At 49.2% G+C, this 16,979-nt stretch carries 21 protein-coding genes and 1 other annotated feature; of the genes, 17 read left to right on the top strand and 4 right to left on the bottom strand.

Features of this window, described 5'->3' with window-relative positions:
• The 11 genes from B4H10_RS00980 to upp form a co-directional block, all read left to right on the top strand.
• A partial coding sequence (locus tag B4H10_RS00980; protein ID WP_292018020.1) for a hypothetical protein occupies window positions 1–1,109 on the top strand: 1,109 nt, incomplete at its 5' end.
• Window positions 1,099–1,338 (top strand): hypothetical protein, encoded by a 240-nt coding sequence (locus B4H10_RS00975; protein WP_292018019.1) that lies wholly within the window; start codon window positions 1,099–1,101, stop codon window positions 1,336–1,338. The genes B4H10_RS00980 and B4H10_RS00975, both read left to right, overlap by 11 nt.
• Window position 1,339: 1 nt before the next feature.
• Window positions 1,340–1,885, top strand: a complete 546-nt coding sequence (locus B4H10_RS00970) for an NUDIX hydrolase (RefSeq protein WP_059075964.1) — start codon at window positions 1,340–1,342, stop codon at window positions 1,883–1,885.
• Between the two features lie 88 nt (window positions 1,886–1,973).
• A complete protein-coding gene (locus B4H10_RS00965) occupies window positions 1,974–2,534 on the top strand; it encodes a phosphoribosyltransferase family protein (RefSeq protein ID WP_059075965.1) in 561 nt (186 codons plus the stop codon).
• Between the two features lie 101 nt (window positions 2,535–2,635).
• Window positions 2,636–2,848 (top strand): 50S ribosomal protein L31, encoded by a 213-nt coding sequence (rpmE, locus tag B4H10_RS00960; RefSeq protein WP_059075966.1) that lies wholly within the window; start codon window positions 2,636–2,638, stop codon window positions 2,846–2,848.
• 69 nt (window positions 2,849–2,917) lie between these two features.
• Window positions 2,918–3,871, top strand: coding sequence for a DUF1385 domain-containing protein (locus tag B4H10_RS00955; protein ID WP_083237035.1), 954 nt, complete (start codon window positions 2,918–2,920; stop codon window positions 3,869–3,871).
• 34 nt (window positions 3,872–3,905) lie between these two features.
• On the top strand, window positions 3,906–4,991 hold the full coding sequence (gene prfA, locus B4H10_RS00950) for a peptide chain release factor 1 (protein WP_059075967.1): 1,086 nt from the start codon (window positions 3,906–3,908) through the stop codon (window positions 4,989–4,991).
• Window positions 4,984–5,844: a peptide chain release factor N(5)-glutamine methyltransferase gene (prmC, locus tag B4H10_RS00945; RefSeq protein WP_059075968.1), complete on the top strand. Its 861-nt coding sequence runs from the start codon at window positions 4,984–4,986 to the stop codon at window positions 5,842–5,844. Before prfA ends, prmC begins: the two co-directional genes overlap by 8 nt.
• Window positions 5,845–5,850: 6 nt before the next feature.
• Window positions 5,851–6,906: an L-threonylcarbamoyladenylate synthase gene (locus tag B4H10_RS00940; RefSeq protein ID WP_292018018.1), complete on the top strand. Its 1,056-nt coding sequence runs from the start codon at window positions 5,851–5,853 to the stop codon at window positions 6,904–6,906.
• A 107-nt stretch (window positions 6,907–7,013) separates the two neighbouring features.
• A complete protein-coding gene (gene rpiB, locus B4H10_RS00935) occupies window positions 7,014–7,451 on the top strand; it encodes a ribose 5-phosphate isomerase B (RefSeq protein WP_059075970.1) in 438 nt (145 codons plus the stop codon).
• Between the two features lie 42 nt (window positions 7,452–7,493).
• Window positions 7,494–8,117: a uracil phosphoribosyltransferase gene (gene upp, locus B4H10_RS00930; protein WP_292018017.1), complete on the top strand. Its 624-nt coding sequence runs from the start codon at window positions 7,494–7,496 to the stop codon at window positions 8,115–8,117.
• Between the two features lie 88 nt (window positions 8,118–8,205).
• Here upp and B4H10_RS00925 read toward each other — a convergent pair whose 3' ends face one another.
• A complete protein-coding gene (locus B4H10_RS00925) occupies window positions 8,206–9,138 on the bottom strand; it encodes a homoserine O-succinyltransferase (RefSeq protein ID WP_292018016.1) in 933 nt (310 codons plus the stop codon).
• Between the two features lie 81 nt (window positions 9,139–9,219).
• Window positions 9,220–9,464: a binding site (T-box leader), on the bottom strand.
• Between the two features lie 193 nt (window positions 9,465–9,657).
• Here B4H10_RS00925 and rplM point away from each other — a divergent pair.
• The 4 genes from rplM (at window position 9,658) to B4H10_RS00905 (ending at window position 12,262) form a co-directional block, all read left to right on the top strand.
• Complete coding sequence (gene rplM, locus B4H10_RS00920) at window positions 9,658–10,098, top strand: 50S ribosomal protein L13 (RefSeq protein ID WP_059075973.1); 441 nt, start codon at window positions 9,658–9,660, stop codon at window positions 10,096–10,098.
• A 21-nt stretch (window positions 10,099–10,119) separates the two neighbouring features.
• Window positions 10,120–10,512, top strand: a complete 393-nt coding sequence (gene rpsI, locus B4H10_RS00915; RefSeq protein WP_059075974.1) for a 30S ribosomal protein S9 — start codon at window positions 10,120–10,122, stop codon at window positions 10,510–10,512.
• A gap of 124 nt (window positions 10,513–10,636) precedes the next feature.
• Window positions 10,637–11,290: a TetR/AcrR family transcriptional regulator gene (locus B4H10_RS00910; protein WP_113855755.1), complete on the top strand. Its 654-nt coding sequence runs from the start codon at window positions 10,637–10,639 to the stop codon at window positions 11,288–11,290.
• Between the two features lie 201 nt (window positions 11,291–11,491).
• Window positions 11,492–12,262, top strand: coding sequence for an EFR1 family ferrodoxin (locus B4H10_RS00905; protein ID WP_113855756.1), 771 nt, complete (start codon window positions 11,492–11,494; stop codon window positions 12,260–12,262).
• A gap of 84 nt (window positions 12,263–12,346) precedes the next feature.
• On the opposite strand, the gene B4H10_RS00900 is transcribed toward B4H10_RS00905, so the two are convergent.
• Both B4H10_RS00900 and B4H10_RS00895 read right to left on the bottom strand, forming a co-directional pair.
• Window positions 12,347–12,760, bottom strand: coding sequence for a flavodoxin (locus B4H10_RS00900; RefSeq protein WP_059075978.1), 414 nt, complete (start codon window positions 12,758–12,760; stop codon window positions 12,347–12,349).
• 13 nt (window positions 12,761–12,773) lie between these two features.
• Window positions 12,774–13,331, bottom strand: a complete 558-nt coding sequence (locus B4H10_RS00895) for a DUF3793 family protein (RefSeq protein ID WP_292018015.1) — start codon at window positions 13,329–13,331, stop codon at window positions 12,774–12,776.
• Window positions 13,332–13,885: 554 nt separating this feature from the next.
• On the opposite strand from B4H10_RS00895, the gene B4H10_RS00890 reads away from it, so the two are divergent.
• Window positions 13,886–14,095 carry a hypothetical protein gene (locus tag B4H10_RS00890; protein WP_059075980.1) on the top strand — a complete coding sequence of 70 codons (210 nt, stop codon included), beginning with the start codon at window positions 13,886–13,888 and terminating at the stop codon, window positions 14,093–14,095.
• An 83-nt stretch (window positions 14,096–14,178) separates the two neighbouring features.
• Window positions 14,179–14,694, top strand: coding sequence for an HMA2 domain-containing protein (locus B4H10_RS00885; RefSeq protein ID WP_292018014.1), 516 nt, complete (start codon window positions 14,179–14,181; stop codon window positions 14,692–14,694).
• Between the two features lie 113 nt (window positions 14,695–14,807).
• Here the strand turns inward: B4H10_RS00885 and B4H10_RS00880 are convergent, their stop codons facing one another.
• Complete coding sequence (locus B4H10_RS00880) at window positions 14,808–16,910, bottom strand: heavy metal translocating P-type ATPase (RefSeq protein ID WP_292018013.1); 2,103 nt, start codon at window positions 16,908–16,910, stop codon at window positions 14,808–14,810.
• Between the last annotated feature and the right edge of the window lie 69 nt (window positions 16,911–16,979).

Raw genomic sequence — 16,979 nt, 5'->3', positions numbered from 1 at the left:
TAGGAAAAGTAAAGACCGGTTTAACCCAGAAGGCACGTCCGGATACAGATCATGTTCTGGATGACATACGGGCGTATACGGCTGAACCGGCCGATGGCCTGCCTGAATACGACCGCCTGCTGACGGTATTACGGAACAGTGCGTCTGAATTGGTAGTGTCTCCCCACTTTGAGGCTGATGCGAAATCCTTATGGAATTTGTCTTATGGAGGGTCGTTGGCTGAAGCCGATAAGATTAGCTTTATTTATACGCAGATTCCTATTATTTGTGACAGTATAGAACGTCATCTGTATATGGTACGGACAGCCCGGCAGGCGAAAGCCTCGTATTTTGAAAACCATGAGAGTACCCGGAAGAAAATAGAAAAGCGCAATCTCGCTCTGGACAGTGTCCGAAAGGCCCTTAAAGAGGCTGTGTCGTATGTCCGGGACAGGGAAAATGAATATGACCGCGACTGGGCCGGCAGGAAGTATGTGCCCCTGGATGATATGACGGAAACGGAGGATTTTTACCAGCGCCTCCTGAAGGGTATCCGTAATTTTACGACGTGGCAGCCCGTGTTTGCCAAACTGGATGACGCTGTCAGCTTTGCCCATACCTTGGCCGGATATGAAGAGTCAGCACAAAAAGCCGAATCTTTCTGGCTGGACTGGCGGGAACGATGCCGGTCTTACTTTACGGAACGGGCAGACCTGTCCCGGGAACGCCGGCAGTTCATGAAGGACGAAGAAGAGTACGAACATTCCGGCCTGTGGGGGCGCAAGCCTGTCTTTGATTTCAGCCGCCGCGGTCATCATCTGGAACAGCACCGGGAAGAGCTGGAAGACTGGGAAGACCGTCTGGAAGAGGACTGGTATGACCTGCAGAAAGACTATAAGGGCTATTGCAACCGGATACTCGATATCTGTGATGAGCTTTGTGAGTATGTCGTCGTTCTGGAAGATTGTCTGGAAGAGGAAAAGGAATCCAATATCCGCAGTGGTGAGAAACTGGAAGCCGATTATGAAACCGGCCATGAAGACATATGCCGCCTCGACGAGGAATATGAACGGGTAAAGGTCGTATTAAATACATTAGAAACGCTGGGAGGAACAGCTTATGGAGTTTGAGGAAATACCAAAACGGCGGAAAATACAGGATTTCTTTCCTGAAGAACCACCCCGCCTCAGGCGCAGGACACGGATAGAGGAAACAAAGCAGAAGCGGCATAAAGTCGATACGTATCTCGACGATGCGGATTGGCAGTCTCTGCAGCGCTATTGTGAAGAAGCGGATGAAAAACCGTCGGTATTACTGCGCCGCCTGTTACGGCAATTTTTGAAAGAAGAGAAGGGATAAAATGGAACGTCTGGATATTTATGACTACCGTGGCGTGTCTACGGGAAGGACTATCGACCGCAGCCAGGAAGATACACTGTCTGACGGGGAATACTTCCTCATTGTCCACGTCTGTATTTTCGATCATGCCGGGCGTCTTCTCATCCAGCAGCGGCGGAAGCCGGGAGATCCGCTGGATGGATGCTGGGATCTGACTGTTGCTGGGCATGTACACAGTGGTGAATCGAGCCAGGCAGCGGCCATGAGGGAGGTGCGCGAGGAGATAGGACTTCCTGTTGATCTTACCGGGCAGGCACCGCTCATGCGGCTCCGGTTCCATCACGGGTTTGACGATATTTATGTCGTCATAGCCGATGTTCCCTTGTCGTCCCTGCACCTGCAGGATGCAGAAGTCCGGGCTGCCCGCTATGCTGCCTGCGACGAGGTGCTCCATATGATTCACCGGCAGCAGTTCCTGCCTTATATGGACAGCTTTATTGAAGCATTGTACGATATGCGCTGTTCCAATGGTTTCATCCGCAGCGATGCACCGTCCGATTTACAGTGAACGGGTAATCTGGCGGAATCGCTCTGGCCACCAGAATGAAGAAAGGGTATAATGAAAATATAAGAACTCTAAAAATGAGGTGTGTAATATGGCAAAGAACTATTATGAATTGCACGTAGCCGGCTGTACACGGCAGCTTCCCATCATCAAATTAAATGACGACCTGGCTATTGCCGGTTTTGTTATCCTGGGAGATGTAGATATCGTATCGGCTACGGCAAGGGAACTGGTTAAAAAAATGCCTGCCGATACAGACGTCATCATGACTGCCGAAACAAAGGGAATTCCCCTGGCCCATGAAATGGCGCGTCTGAGCGGCATGAAACAATATGTCGTGGCCCGGAAATCGGTTAAAGCATATATGGATGATCCCATCTGGGTAGAAGATGAATCCATAACGACAGCAGGCAAACAGCGCCTGTACCTTTCGGCTGCTGACGTGGCGCTCATGCGCGGTAAAAAGGTCCTCCTCGTCGATGATGTCATCAGCACGGGCGGATCGATGAAAGCTCTGAAGGCGCTGGCTGAAAAAGCCGGGGCTCATATTGCCGGACAGGCGGCTATCCTGGCCGAAGGGGATGCGGCAAAACGGGAAGATATCATTTATCTGGCACCGCTTCCCCTTTTGAAACCGGAGGATGCAGAATAATTCTATGGGAATAACGGATATTTTCCCTTGCATTTCCCGGGCCTTTATGCTAAACTAGTCTAGCATAGGTTTTGTATGATAGATGAGAAGAGGTGTAAATTTTGAAAGAAGGAATTCATCCGAAATACTACAGCAACGCCAAAGTAACGTGTGCTTGTGGTAATACATTCGAAACAGGTTCAACTAAACCGGAACTGCGTGTTGAAATTTGCTCTAAATGCCATCCGTTCTTTACGGGCCAGCAGCGTGCCCAGCAGGCTCGTGGCCGTATCGAACAGTTCAATAAACGTTATGGTAAAAAAGCTAGTAAATAAGCAGTACAAGTGTGCAGCAGAGCAGAAATGCTCTGCTCTATTTGTTTGTGTGGAAATGGGGTGTGCCTTTTGAATAAACCCACTACGTATGTAGGAGGCCAGGCTGTCATAGAGGGGGTCATGATGCGGGGGCCGAAATATATTGCTACGGCAGTGCGGACGCCGTCCGGCCAGATTACGGTCAAAAAAGATGAAGTACATTCATTGTGTGAACGGTACCCGATTTTGAAGAAACCCCTGCTGCGCGGTACGATTGCCTTGTATGAATCTCTGGTATATGGCATGAAATGCCTGTCCTATTCTGCCCAGGCTGCCGGCGAAGAAGAAGAGGAACTGTCCCGCCCGCAGATGATGGCAACGATGGCTTTTTCGATTGTATTGGCCATTGTCATTTTTCTCCTCATTCCGACGTATGGCGCCAAATTCATACCGGGTGTCATGGACAGCGCCGTCCGCCTGAACATTGTGGAAGGCGTATTACGGCTGCTTATCTTCTTATTGTATATATGGGGCATTTCCCTTACGAGCGATATCCGCCGTGTCTATGAATATCACGGCGCTGAACATAAAACTATCTGGACCTACGAAGCAGGAGAAGAACTGACCGTTGATAATGTCAAAAAACACAGCCGTCTTCATCCGCGCTGCGGTACTAATTTTCTGCTCATCGTCATGGTCGTCTCTATTTTTGTCTTTGCCTTCCTGGGGTGGCCGAATCTGGCCGAACGGGTGGTATCACGGATTCTTTTAATGCCTGTCGTGGCTGGTATCAGTTATGAAATGATCCGCATAGCCGCGCGGACGGAAAATCCGCTTGTCCAGGCAATTTTTAAGCCGGGCCTGTATCTCCAGTATCTGACGACGCGGGAACCTCATGCGGATCAGATTGAAGTGGCTATTGAAGCGATGAATGCTGCCAAGCCGGAAGATCATACGGAAACGCCGGATGGTGAAACTGCCACCGTAACGATTACGCCAGTAAAACCCGGAAATGAGGATGCATCCCGTGTCGAATCGGCGTAACTCCGGGATGTGGTAACGAAAGAGAGGAATTTACGTGTTTATTGATAAAGTGCAGGCTGTTGAAAATAAATTTATGGATCTGGAACAACGCATCAGTGACCCGTCGGTCATTGCCCGCCAGGAAGAATGGCAGAAGCTGACACGGGAACATGCGTCGCTGTCCCCGATAGTAGAGGCATACCGTCAGTACAAACAGGTGACGGAACAAATCCGGGACGACCGGGAATTATTGAAAGATCCGGAAAGTGATGCCGAAATCATCGCCATGGCCAAAGAGGAAGTAGCGGATTTGGAAAAGAAGCAGGCCGGACTGGAAGAAGAGCTGCATGTCCTCATGCTGCCTAAAGACCCGCGGGACGATAAAAACGTCATCATGGAAATCCGTGGCGGAGCCGGCGGTGACGAAGCAGCCCTGTTTGCGGGAGATTTGTTCCGCATGTATATGAAATACATCGAAAAACAGCCTGGCTGGAAGGCGAGTATCATCAGTTCCAATGCTCCTGAACTGGGCGGTTTCAAAGAAGTTATTTTTTCCGTTGAAGGCCATGGCGTATATGGCAAACTGAAATACGAATCAGGTGTACACCGTGTGCAGCGTGTACCTGTTACGGAAGCCGGCGGCCGCATTCATACGTCTACCGCTACGGTAGCCGTACTGCCGGAAGCGGAAGATGTGGAAGTCGATCTGAATATGGATGATGTCCGCGTCGATTATTTCCGATCCAGCGGGGCCGGCGGTCAGCACGTCAATAAGACGAGTTCGGCTGTCCGCATGACCCATATGCCGACGGGAATTGTTGTCGAATGCCAGGACGAACGGTCCCAGCTGGAAAACCGGGCCAAGGCCATGCGCGTACTGAAGGCGCGCCTGTTGGACAAAGCCCAGCAGGAAGCCGATGCAGAAGTGACGGAAGCACGGCGCAGCCAGGTCGGTACGGGCGACCGGAGCGAACGGATCCGGACATATAATTTCCCGCAGGGGCGGGTAACGGATCACCGCATCAATCTGACGTTGTACAAGCTGGAAAACGTCCTCAACGGAGACCTGGATGAATTCATTCAGGCTTTGGCGGAAGCGCACCGGGCAGAACTGATGAAAGAAGAATCAGAAAATGAGTAAGTTGTGGACCATAGGGGCACTTCTCACCTGGACGACGCAGTTTTTTGCATCGAAGGGCATTGATTCGCCACGGCTGGATGCGGAAATCCTCCTTTCTCACGTATTGAAGAAGGAACGGATTTATCTCTATGCCCACTATGATGAACCGATGACAACAGAAGAACTGGCCACGTACCGGGAATTGGTCAAAAAACGGGCTGACCGGTTGTCTGTGGCACATATTTTGGGAGAAAGGTCTTTTATGGGTCTGGATTTCCTGGTCAATGAAAACGTGCTGATTCCCCGCCCGGAAACAGAAATGCTCGTCGAAACCGTATGGGAGCAGCTGGAACCGGAAGCGGAGGCACGGATCCTCGACATAGGCACGGGAAGCGGGGCCATCTTGTTGAGTCTGCTCCACGAAAGGCCGCAGTGCCAGGGGCTGGGTGTCGATATTTCAGAAAAGGCGCTGGCTGTTGCCCGGAAAAATGGGGAACGGCTGGGGCTTTCAGACAGGGTAAGCTGGCAGGTAAGCGATCTGTTTGCATCGGTACCGCCGTCTGTCTATGACTGGGTCGTATCCAATCCCCCTTATCTGACGGCAGATGATATGAACCATTTGCAGCCGGAGGTGCGCCATGATCCCCGGCAGGCCTTGTTTGGAGGCAAAGACGGGCTTGACTATTACCGCCGTATAGCCCGGGATGCCGTGCCGTATGTGAAAGTAGACGGGTTTTGTGCCGTCGAATGTGGGGCCGGACAGAGCCGGGATGTTGCCTCGATTCTTACGGCGTCAGGTCATTTCGTATTACAAAAAATAGTAAAGGATTACGGCGGCATCGAACGGGTCGTCGTATTCCAGCGAAAAGAGTAGATCAGTGTGAAACAGACAAAAATAGTCCGCATAACGGACGTAGAAAAAGACAAGGATATATTGGAAGAAGCTGGCCGCATCATCCGGGATGGCGGTATCGTCGTATTCCCGACAGAAACGGTCTATGGTATCGGAGCAAATGGCCTCAATGCCGACTGTTGCCGCAGTATTTACGCCGCCAAAGGGCGTCCCAGCGACAACCCGCTCATCCTGACCGTTCCGGACCAGGAGGCAGCTCATGAGGTTGCCGCGTACGTTTCGCCGACGGCTCAGAAGCTGCTCGATGCGTTCTGGCCGGGGCCTCTCACCATTATCTTCCCACGTAAATCCTGTGTGCCCGATGCCGCCACGGGAGGACTGGATACCGTCGCTTTACGTTGCCCGGACCATGATATTGCCCATGCGTTCCTCAAGGCGGCCGGTGTACCTGTCGCGGCTCCCAGCGCCAACCGGTCGGGCCGGCCCAGCCCGACGACAGCCGAAGAAGTCGCCCACGATATGGATGGACGGGTCGATATGATCATCGATGGAGGTCCCTGTCATATCGGTGTCGAATCGACTATTGTCGAATGCCACGATGATGATACGGTTACAATTCTTCGTCCCGGCGGAGTGACCCTGCCGATGCTGGAAGAAGTCGTGGGAAAAGGAAAGGTCGATGTAGACCGTCACATCATTACAGGGAAAGGCGTACCTAAGGCACCAGGGATGAAGTACCGCCATTATGCGCCGTCAGCTCCGGTAACGGTTTACGTAGGCTCTGTAGAACACGTACGGCAGGCTATGGAACAACAGGCGCTGGGACTTACGGCCGAAGGAAAGAAAGTCGGTTTTTTGGTGAGCCGGCAGACGGCTGAAGCATTTCCCAAAGATGCCATGTACATCTGGGGAGACCATGATGACAAGGCAGCCCTGGCAGCCCAGCTGTATACGGGCCTTTTGTTCTTTGACAGTGTCCATGTAGATCATATCCTGGCTGAAGGTACCGATGAAGAAGGCCTGGGAATGGCTATTATGAACCGCATGAAGAAATCTGCCGGCGGAGATGTCCGTTCCGTTTAAGGAAGAACGCTTTATTTTTCTGTCCTGTCAGAGTATAATAAATAAGAAAAGCAAAGGTGTCTGTCGCATCGGTGTTTATTTTGTTTATGTACAGGAGGAAATAGTCTATGAAATTAGTAATTGGTGCAGACCACGGTGGTTTCGATTTGAAGGAAAACATCAAACAATACTTGGACGAACAGGGAATTGCCTACACTGATTATGGTACACATACGCCGGAACGGTGTGACTATCCGGTCATTGCCAAAAAGGTAGCTGAAGCCGTTGCCGATGGTACATTTGACAGAGGTATCCTCGTCTGCGGTACCGGTATTGGTATCGGTATTGCTGCCAACAAGGTCCATGGCATCCGGGCTGCTTTGTGCCACGATATGTTCTCTGCCGAATACTGCCGCCGCCACAATGATGCCAATATTCTCACTATGGGCGGCCGGGTCATCGGTCCGGGCCTTGCCAGAGAAATCGTCCGCATTTTCCTTTCTACGGGCTTTGATGGCGGCCGTCATGAAGTCCGTGTCAACATGATTAAGGAAATGGATAAATAAGCCGCAAGGCAGCTATATGTCATAAAGAAAGGAATATACCACATGCAGATCGAAGTATTAAATCACCCGCTGATTCAGCACAAAGTGACGCTGATGCGGAAAAAAGAAACAGATTCCAAAGATTTCCGGGAATTGCTGGAAGAAATTACCATGCTCATGGCCTATGAAATCACCAGAGACCTTCCCCTGGAAGACATAGAAATTGAAACGCCGCTGCAGGAAATGACGGGCAAGCAGATCAGCGGCAAGAAGCTGGTCATTGTCCCTATCCTGCGCGCCGGCCTGGGAATGGTTCAGGGCATGCTTAATCTCATGCCAATGGCAAAGGTAGGTCATATCGGACTGTACCGCGATCCGGAAACGAAGAAGCCGGTCGAATATTATTGCAAGATGCCTGATATCGAAGGCCGTGATTTCATTATCGTCGATCCCATGCTTGCTACAGGCGGCAGTGCTTCGGCGGCTATTACGCTGCTCAAGCAGCGGGGAATCAAGAATATCAAGTTCATCTGCCTGGTCGCAGCTCCTGAAGGGGTACAGTGCCTGAACCGTGAACATCCCGATGTAAAGATTTATGCAGCGGCACTCGATGACCGCCTGAACGAAAACTGCTACATCCTTCCCGGTCTGGGCGATGCCGGTGACCGTATTTTTGGTACGAAATAACGGACAATAGGAAACGATTCCACTGATAAAAAATGGACTGTAACGTAATGGGAATATCGCCCGTTTTCGTTACAGTCCATTTTAGTTGTTAGTGAGCGCAGGCGACATGGCCGATTTCTTCCGGTATATACGGTGTTTCCTGGTAGACCAGGTTGAGCCAGTTATGATAGAAGATATGGGCATAGCTGCACCAGGTAAAGGCCGGCGTCTTGCGGTCATCATTATTGGGATAATAATTGGCCGGCGGAGCGATGGGAAGGCCTTTATTCTTGTCGCGTGTATATTCCTTGGCCAGTGTATCCCGGTCATATTCGAAATGGCCGAGAATAAAGAACTGGCGGTTGTCCGGCGTGCCGATGATATTGATGCCGTTTTTGGCATTGCGTGAAAGGATTTCCAGTTCTGGTGTATTGTAGACGGCGACATCATCGATAGCCGTATGACGTGACTGGGGAATAAAATAACGGTCATCGAATCCACGCAGCAGAGGATGGTGGCGAAGTGTAAGCTGATATTCATAAATGCCGAACAGCTTCTGGGGCAGGAGCTGCTTTTTGATATGGTAGAAGTGATACAGTGCAGCTTGGGCACCCCAGCAGAACGACAGAGTAGAGTAGACATGGGCACGGGACCAGTCCAGGTATTTTACTAATTCCGGCCAATAATCTACTTCTTCAAAAGGCAGTGTTTCTACGGGAGCGCCGGTGATAATGAATCCGTCATAGTAGGTGTCTTTGATTTCGTCGTACGTGCGATAGTTGGCATCGAGGTAGGATGCATCAGTATTGCTGCTGATATGGGTAACCGTGTGACAGAAATCGACTTCTATCTGCAGGGGCGAGTCGCCGAGGAGGCGGAGATACTGGAGTTCTGTAATTTTTTTGAGCGGCATGAGGTTCAGAATCAGGATGCGCAGGGGACGGATGTCCTGGTGTAGTGCCTTGCGGCGGTCGATAGTGGCGATTCCTTCTTCGTGTAATTTTTCTTTTGCTGATAATCCGTCAATGATTTTGATTGGCATGATACGATTCCTCTTTTCTTTTGATGTACGTTGTAGTTACTTGACGGTTGCCGGCACTACGCAAAAAAAGCTTCCGCCCCAGTAAGGGACGGAAGCACCGTGATACCACCCAATTTCACTGTTTCCTCACGAAAACAGCCTCTTCAGGTACGCAGGCCCTAAGGCCCTCAATACCATAGTACGATAACGGGTACAACCGGACGGCCTGACTATTCGGCACGCCTGCTCAGAGTCCATCTTCTGCAGCGCTTTCTGTGCTCCATTGCACCGGACAGGAGCTCTCTGTGACAGTCCCTGCTGCATACTCTTCTCGTCTTAGCAACACTATCAAGTTGATGGGCTCATTCTAACATGCTTATACCAGATTGTCAAATAGAAATTGTCAGAAAAATAGCTTGACAAAGACTGCCGGGACGGGTAATATATATAGGTAAGCTTTTCACTTGGACTCCACCAGCCCCGGAGAAAAAGATCCTAAAGCTTAGGCTTAAGATAGTTATTCAGGGAGGATTATACAGCATGAAAACTACATTTATGGCCAACGCCAGCAACATTGAACGTAAATGGTATGTTGTTGACGCTGAAGGTCAGACATTAGGTCGTCTTGCTGCCGAAGTCGCAAAAGTTCTTCGGGGAAAACATAAACCGACATTTACCCCGCATGTAGATACAGGCGATTATGTAATCGTTGTAAACGCAGCAAAAGTAAAACTCACAGGTAAAAAACTCATTCAGAAGACGTATTTCCGTCATTCCGGCTATCCCGGTGGTTCTTCGTTTACACAGGCAGGCCACATGCTTGAAAAACGTCCGGAACGCGTTGTTGAAATGGCTGTTCGCGGCATGCTGCCGAAGAACAAGCTGGGCGAACAGATGTATCGCAAACTGAACGTATATGCTGGTGCTGAACATCCGCATCAGGCACAGCAGCCAGAAGAATTAAAGTTGAACATTCGTTAATATAACCGGGAGGAAGATTTCATGGCAGTAGCACAGTACTACGGCACTGGCCGTAGAAAAACCTCCGTTGCCAGAGTTCGTCTGGTTCCGGGTCAGGGTAATATCACAGTAAACAAAAAAGGATTGACCGAATATTTTGGCCGTAAAACGCTGGAACTCGTTATTAAGCAGCCTCTCGTACTGACCGGTGTTACCGAACAGTATGATGTCATCGCTGACGTTAAGGGTGGTGGCCCGTCCGGTCAGGCTGGCGCTATCCGTCACGGTATCAGCCGCGCACTTCTCGAAGTCGATGCTGATTTCCGTCAACCCCTCAAAAAGGCTGGTCTTCTTACACGTGATCCGCGTGAAAAAGAACGCCGTAAATATGGTCTTAAGAAAGCTCGTAAAGCTTCCCAGTTCAGCAAACGTTAATTGCATGCTGGATACAAATTGCAGATTTAAACCGCACATTTTTTTGTGCGGTTTTTTTCTTGACAACTTTCCTGTTTCATTTTACACTATATTTGTAATATTGAACACGTTCAAGGCGGTGAGAATGACGAAAAAAAATAAAGAGAATATGAGTGGCGTGCGGCAGCGCATCCTGGCGACGGCAAAGGACTTATTTGTCCATCAGGGATATAAGAAGACGACCATCCGTCAGATTGTTGAAGAGTCAGGCGTATTGACGGGCAGTATTTATTATTTTTTTAAGAATAAGGAAGATATTTTTCAGTCTCTTGTATTATCTTTGTTCTGCCAATGTAATTATCTCATTGGTGAGCATTTTCATGATGAATCGTCAGCTTTCCGTTACGCGGCCCTGTGTCAGGTCGAATTTGAAGCAGTACGCATGAATGAACTGGTACGGGAAACGTATTATGAAGGCTATACCTCACCGGTCATTTTTGAAAAAATAACGAATCATCTGACGGAAATGACCATACAGATTTTCGGTGACAGCCTGACTCTTTCCCGCGAGGACGTATTTCTCCGGTCCCTCCTGATTAAGGGGGCTATGCGGAGTTATGTCATCCAGTTCGGCTTTTCCACTTCCGTCGATGCCGGCCGGTACAGCGAAATCTGTCTGCGTACGGCACTGGAACTATTGGGGGTAGGTTGCAATGAAACCGACGCCGTCCTGGAACGGCTGCGGGAGCGGTTGCCGGAAATCAGGGATATTGTCAATACGATAATCCATCAGCAATGAAGCTGCGTATCCGGACCCTGCCGCCGCATGAAAAACGGAGCAGAAAAATAAAAAAATCATGGTAATCACCACGATTACATGACCATATGTATTAAAATATATGGAATTTTGTATTCATATGTGTTATAGTGATACTATAGTTAAGAAAAAGTAACACTAAAACAGAACGTGACAAAATCAAATGTAATGAGGTGAAGGAAAATGATACTTTATTTTTCCGGCACAGGTAATTCGTTGAGCGCTGCGCGGTTTTTGGCCAGAGAGACGGGGGATACGGCTGTTCATGTGGTAGATCTGACGGCTCACTGTGGCACGTGCAGGGGAATTCAGGATAAAGTCATCGGTTTCGTATTTCCCGTTTATTTTGGTGATCTGCCTGATCCCGTACGGGAATTTGCAGAATATACACGGTTTGCACCTTCGACCTATTTTTATGCGGTAGCTACTTGTGGCAGTACACCCGGCAATGCCTTGTACAATCTGCAGGAAATTCTGGAACGGAAACGCTGCCACCTGTCGTATGGGCGGGCAGTGCCTATGATTGCCAATAGTACAGCTACATGGAAAAAGGGCGTGACGTATGATTTGAGCCGTCTTGAAACAGCCCGGAAAAAATTAGTATCTATTGCTACAGCCGTACGGGCCAGAACGGTCAATACGGACGAAGTAAAGCGCTCTCTGACGGGATCGCTTATGGCCATGCAGCTTGTCCGGCACATGGGAAAACGGCGCTTTGCCATAAGCGTGGATATAGAGGCCTGTACCGGGTGCGGGATATGTGAGCGTCTTTGCCCTATGCATAATATCACTATAAAGAATGGGAAAGCCCGTGCAGGTGATCAGTGTGTATCGTGCATGGCCTGTGCCCATTGGTGTCCATCGGGAGGTATCCTGGTTCATGGACACGCTATTTCCCGGGAAGACCAGTATCATCATCCCGATATAGAAGTCAAAGACCTTTTCTTGCGCTGATAAAAACGGGACTGATGCAGAATCGTATTCTGTGTCAGTCCCGTTTCTATATGAGAAAAAAAGGAGTCGGCCCGGTGAATCTTGTTATTGAGCGGCTGCTGCTTTGCCGAGAGCAGCGCATTCTTCTGAATTATCGGGTGTTTCATTGACGATAGCCGTACCAAATACGACAGCGCCGGCGTCCTGGGCGCGCTGTTTCCATGTGTCCATCCATTCGCCGGTTCCCCAGCCATAAGAACCGAAGAGGCCTACTTTTTTACCATTTAATTTAGGAGCGATGGCCGTAAAAAATGGTTCGACCACACTGTCTTCCAATTCTTCTGAACCCATAGCAGGGCACCCCAGGAGAATGACGTCATGCTGGGCGACAGCATCGGGGGTCGTATCTTCCATCAGGACACTTTCTACATCAGCACCGGCGGCTTTAACAGCGGCGGCGATTTCCTGTGCCATAGCTTCTGTGTTTCCTGTACCACTCCAATATGCGATTTCTACCATAATTGAGTCCTCCTTATGCTACGATGAGCTTTTCTAATGTCGTGCCGATGGCAAAGCGGTCCATATAATCTTTGCGGCAGCACGTATAGGCATGAAATAAGGCGGCGGCCTGACGAACATCGCCATATACTTTCCATTCACCGCACAGCTTGGCATGATTGCCTTTGTTTGTAATGAACCCCAACACATCGGCGAGAGGGTACCCCAGGAATATTCCTGATTCGTGTGGAAAACAGCCGTCTTCCTGGAAGCGCTGGGAGAGATGATCTAAAAGTTGAGATATGCTGCTGTACGGATGATATCCAAATGATTGGAGAAATCGGGCAATATAAGGTTTCCGTGTATAGGCTTCTACCATTTCTGGACGAAAAATGTATAACAGCGTCCGCTGAGGGCACTGATAGAGTATACGGAAATATAGCCCTTTACTATTATATTGCCGGTTATACTGTGTGATGATAGTTTCATATTCTTCCGCCGTACCTTCCCGGTGAAGACAGAGCAGTGCACCCATTTTCAGACGGGCCAGTGTCGGCGCGCAGTATGTGACAAGTAAATGATCGATGTTCATGTCAGTCCTCCTTCCTGTATTTTTCTGCCATAGTTACTATACCAATTATGATAACCGATGTCAATAGTTATTTGAGACAAAATATCAAAATAACATGATATAATGTGGATTAAAGCCGCAAAAAAAATAATTTTACGATATTAATTATCACAAACAAACATATAAATCAATCAGATGCGGGCTTTATTTTGATATATATATCCATAAACTAGAGGCAGATTATACGCAGAGATCGGAGCGTCTGTCTACTGCATTAAATAAATGTTTATGATAATCATTTATTTAATTTAACATAAAATATATTTTTACACTGTGTATACTATTCAACAACAAATGATAATTATGCAAATTTAACTATAAAAATCCGCTATAATAAATATTTAAATATATAAATTAATAAATATATAAAACAACAACAAAAAGATTTATGAAAAAATAAGACGTATTTTGTTATTGACATTCATTTACTTGCGTGACTATAATAAAGAAGATAAGGGGATTTGTGTATTCCTGTTATTTTTATATGTTGTATCTGTAGTTAGGAGAGGATTTTTATGTTTCAAAATACGAATTTTTGGATTGGCTTAGGTATTGGCGTCGTAGCAGGTATCTTTGGGTATAAGCTCATGCAGCAGAGACAGCAGCAGCTTCTTGCCCTGCAGCAGCCGGCACCGGCAGCCGCTGGTACACCGTCCCTGGAAGAACTGCAGCGTCAGAAAGAAGCTTTGGAAGACATGATTGCCGCACAGGAAGCGCAGCAGTAATATTTTAGTCTATATAACCGGTGTCAGCCTGGCTGCACCGGTTATTTTGCTAGCTGGCATAAAGGCCAGCAAGGAGGGATACGATGAAACGGATATCATTGGGACTGCCTCTGACCATTTCTCTTGCCGGTACGATTGGATCCCTTGTTGCCGGATCCAAACAGGCACATATTGCCTTTGGTATGGCACTGACAGGTCTTTCACTAATTCACGCATTTCAGAACCGGAAAGCGATGCTTGGGGCATGGGCCTGTAAACCGGTTCTGCCGGTCAGAAAACCGGTGTTGCCGCGGCCAGATGTATTGGACAGACTGCCCTGTGTAAGAAACCCCTTTCCCGGACATGGAGAAGTCGTTTTTTACATACCGGGACGCATACGCCTGTATATCCGGGAACTAAAAGGACAGGAAGGATACAAGAAGGTTTTGTGGGAAACATTAGAAGCCTTTCGTCAAATTGGTCATCTGGACATGAATTCCCGGACCGGTTCTCTGCTGATCGTGTATGATCCGGAAAAAGGAGCGGCATCGGAACCGCTTCGACCTTATATCCGCTATGCGGCATCCCACGCCCGCCGCAAAGGGTTCCCTGCCGGATAAACGATTACAGGCCGGCTGTCTGCCGGCCTGTAGCTGTACGTATTAATACGGAGCTGGCTCCTGAAACGAACTCGTCAGGATCCAGCTCCGTATTTTGTGCTTCAATGTGTTATTTATGCCCGCAGGGCTCTCATGGAATTGAGTACTGCCAGAATCATGACGCCTACGTCGCCAAATACGGCTTCCCACATAGTGGCCATACCCAGCGCGCCCAGAATGAGGAGCAATCCCTTGATGCCCAGTGCCAGGACGATATTCTGCCAGGCAATGCCTTTAGTTGCTCTTGCTACGCGGATAGCTGTCACCAGCTTGGAGGGTTCATCGGTCATGAGGACGACATCGGCCGCTTCAATAGCTGCGTCGGATCCGAGACCGCCCATGGCAATGCCTACATCCGCTCTGGCAAGTACGGGCGCATCATTGATGCCGTCGCCGACAAAGGCTAATTTCTTTCCAATCTGCTTGTGGGCATCCAGCTCTTCCAGCCGATCTACTTTATCTTGTGGCAGCAGTTGGGCATAATAGGTATCCAGTCCCAGTTTTTGGGAAACGGTCCGGCCAATGTCTTCTGCATCTCCTGTAAGCATAACCGTCTGGGAGACGCCGGCATCTTTGAGTCCCTGGATAGCCTGCCGGCTGTCTTCTTTGATTTCGTCGGTGATATGCAGACATCCGGCGTACGATCCGCCATAGGCGATGTACACTTTGGTTCCAGCTGCCGGACTGGGAGTAAACGTAATGTGCTTTTGATGGAGCAGCGTTTCATTGCCGGCCAGAATTTTTTTTCCTCTGTAGACGACGCAGATTCCCAGACCGGATAATTCCTGATAATCTGATAAAGTCGTCGTATCAATCGGATTTTTCCAGGCCTGGCGGATAGACTGGGCAATGGGATGGCGGGATTGAGATTCCGCCAGTGCTGCAAGATGAAGGACCGTGTCTTTGGAAAAATTGTCAGTGGAATCGATTGCCGTGACGCGGAATACGCCTTTGGTGAGTGTGCCAGTCTTATCGAAAACAACCGTACCGAGCTGGGTCAGGGCTTCCAGATAATTGCTGCCTTTGACCAGAATGCCCTTGCGGGAAGCCGCACCAATGCCACTGAAAAAGGTGAGAGGAATAGAGATGACTAAGGCGCAGGGGCAGGAAATGACGAGGAATATAAAGGAACGGATCAGCCAGTCGGCCCAGAGACCACCGAAGAAGAGGGGAGGGACCAGACCGAGGAGCAGCGCACTGAAAACGACGAACGGCGTGTAATACCGGCAGAACCGGGTAATGAACCGTTCCGTTGGCGCTTTGCGACTGGCAGCATTCTGTACGAGGTCAATGATTTTGCTGGCCGTCGATTCCCCAAAAGTACGGCTGACTTTGATTTCGATGACTCCATCTTTGGCAATACATCCGGACAGGGCAGTGTCTCCACTATGAACGCGGCGGGGTACAGATTCTCCTGTAAGAGCTCTCGTATCGAGGAGAGAACTGCCACTCGTTACCTGGCCGTCCAGAGGAATCCGTTCTCCCGGATGAACGATGATCGTCGAACCGATGGCGATGGTATCAGGAGCTACGGTGATTTCTTTGCCGTCCTGCCTGATGTGGGCAACGTCGGGGCGGATATCCATGAGCCCGGCAATGGAATGGCGGGACCGGTCTACAGCTAGGTCCTGGAACCATTCGCCAATCTGGTAGAACAGCATGACGGCAACCGCTTCCGGATATTCGCCGATGCCAAAGGCTCCGATGGTGGAAATGCTCATGAGGAAATGTTCATCGAAAATCCGGCCATGGGTGATATTGCGCAATGCCTGCCAGAGAACGTCATAGCCCAGGATAAAATAGGCGGCTATGAGTCCTGCCAGGTAAGTCATACCGGTAAAAGAGTAAAAGGAATGAAGGACCATGATGATGGCATACAGGATGGCGCCGGCGGCCAGGCGGATGATGCGGTTTCGCGTATTTTCATTCTCCTCACTGCAGCCCGGAGATGCTTCTGACTGTTCCTGCACCTCTACATCAGGTTCGTGTGTATGTACGATTGATTCGATGATGGGAGTTATCGTACGGGCCCGGTCCTCATCCAGCGTAATCGTCAGAGTCTGTTTCATGAGATTTACCGTAGAGGAAGTAATGCCTTCCAATTCGCCTACCTCTTTTTCAATCTTAGCGGAGCAGTTCGGGCAATCCAGCCCCTTTAAAATAAATACTTTTTCCATCTTCAAGCACCTTCTTTGATTAGTATAGTATATAAACTTCATTTCTAACATTTAAACATATGAACATAT

The organism is Megasphaera sp. UBA4382, assembly GCF_002391155.1.
GTDB classification, from domain to species: domain Bacteria; phylum Bacillota; class Negativicutes; order Veillonellales; family Megasphaeraceae; genus Megasphaera; species Megasphaera hexanoica.
The sequence above is the reverse complement of the archived record's forward strand: the minus strand, read 5'-3'. Positions and strand labels throughout refer to the sequence as shown.

What these genes read in the sequence shown, in the direction of transcription:
- B4H10_RS00975 (WP_292018019.1), top strand. Translation starts at nt 1,099, where the DNA reads ATGGAGTTTGAGGAAATACCAAAACGGCGGAAAATACAGGATTTCTTT.
- B4H10_RS00970 (WP_059075964.1), top strand. Translation starts at nt 1,340, where the DNA reads ATGGAACGTCTGGATATTTATGACTACCGTGGCGTGTCTACGGGAAGG.
- B4H10_RS00965 (WP_059075965.1), top strand. Translation starts at nt 1,974, where the DNA reads ATGGCAAAGAACTATTATGAATTGCACGTAGCCGGCTGTACACGGCAG.
- prmC (WP_059075968.1), top strand. Translation starts at nt 4,984, where the DNA reads ATGAGTAAGTTGTGGACCATAGGGGCACTTCTCACCTGGACGACGCAG.
- rpiB (WP_059075970.1), top strand. Translation starts at nt 7,014, where the DNA reads ATGAAATTAGTAATTGGTGCAGACCACGGTGGTTTCGATTTGAAGGAA.
- upp (WP_292018017.1), top strand. Translation starts at nt 7,494, where the DNA reads ATGCAGATCGAAGTATTAAATCACCCGCTGATTCAGCACAAAGTGACG.
- B4H10_RS00925 (WP_292018016.1), bottom strand. Translation starts at nt 9,138, where the DNA reads ATGCCAATCAAAATCATTGACGGATTATCAGCAAAAGAAAAATTACAC.
- rplM (WP_059075973.1), top strand. Translation starts at nt 9,658, where the DNA reads ATGAAAACTACATTTATGGCCAACGCCAGCAACATTGAACGTAAATGG.
- rpsI (WP_059075974.1), top strand. Translation starts at nt 10,120, where the DNA reads ATGGCAGTAGCACAGTACTACGGCACTGGCCGTAGAAAAACCTCCGTT.
- B4H10_RS00910 (WP_113855755.1), top strand. Translation starts at nt 10,637, where the DNA reads ATGACGAAAAAAAATAAAGAGAATATGAGTGGCGTGCGGCAGCGCATC.
- B4H10_RS00905 (WP_113855756.1), top strand. Translation starts at nt 11,492, where the DNA reads ATGATACTTTATTTTTCCGGCACAGGTAATTCGTTGAGCGCTGCGCGG.
- B4H10_RS00900 (WP_059075978.1), bottom strand. Translation starts at nt 12,760, where the DNA reads ATGGTAGAAATCGCATATTGGAGTGGTACAGGAAACACAGAAGCTATG.
- B4H10_RS00895 (WP_292018015.1), bottom strand. Translation starts at nt 13,331, where the DNA reads ATGAACATCGATCATTTACTTGTCACATACTGCGCGCCGACACTGGCC.
- B4H10_RS00890 (WP_059075980.1), top strand. Translation starts at nt 13,886, where the DNA reads ATGTTTCAAAATACGAATTTTTGGATTGGCTTAGGTATTGGCGTCGTA.
- B4H10_RS00885 (WP_292018014.1), top strand. Translation starts at nt 14,179, where the DNA reads ATGAAACGGATATCATTGGGACTGCCTCTGACCATTTCTCTTGCCGGT.
- B4H10_RS00880 (WP_292018013.1), bottom strand. Translation starts at nt 16,910, where the DNA reads ATGGAAAAAGTATTTATTTTAAAGGGGCTGGATTGCCCGAACTGCTCC.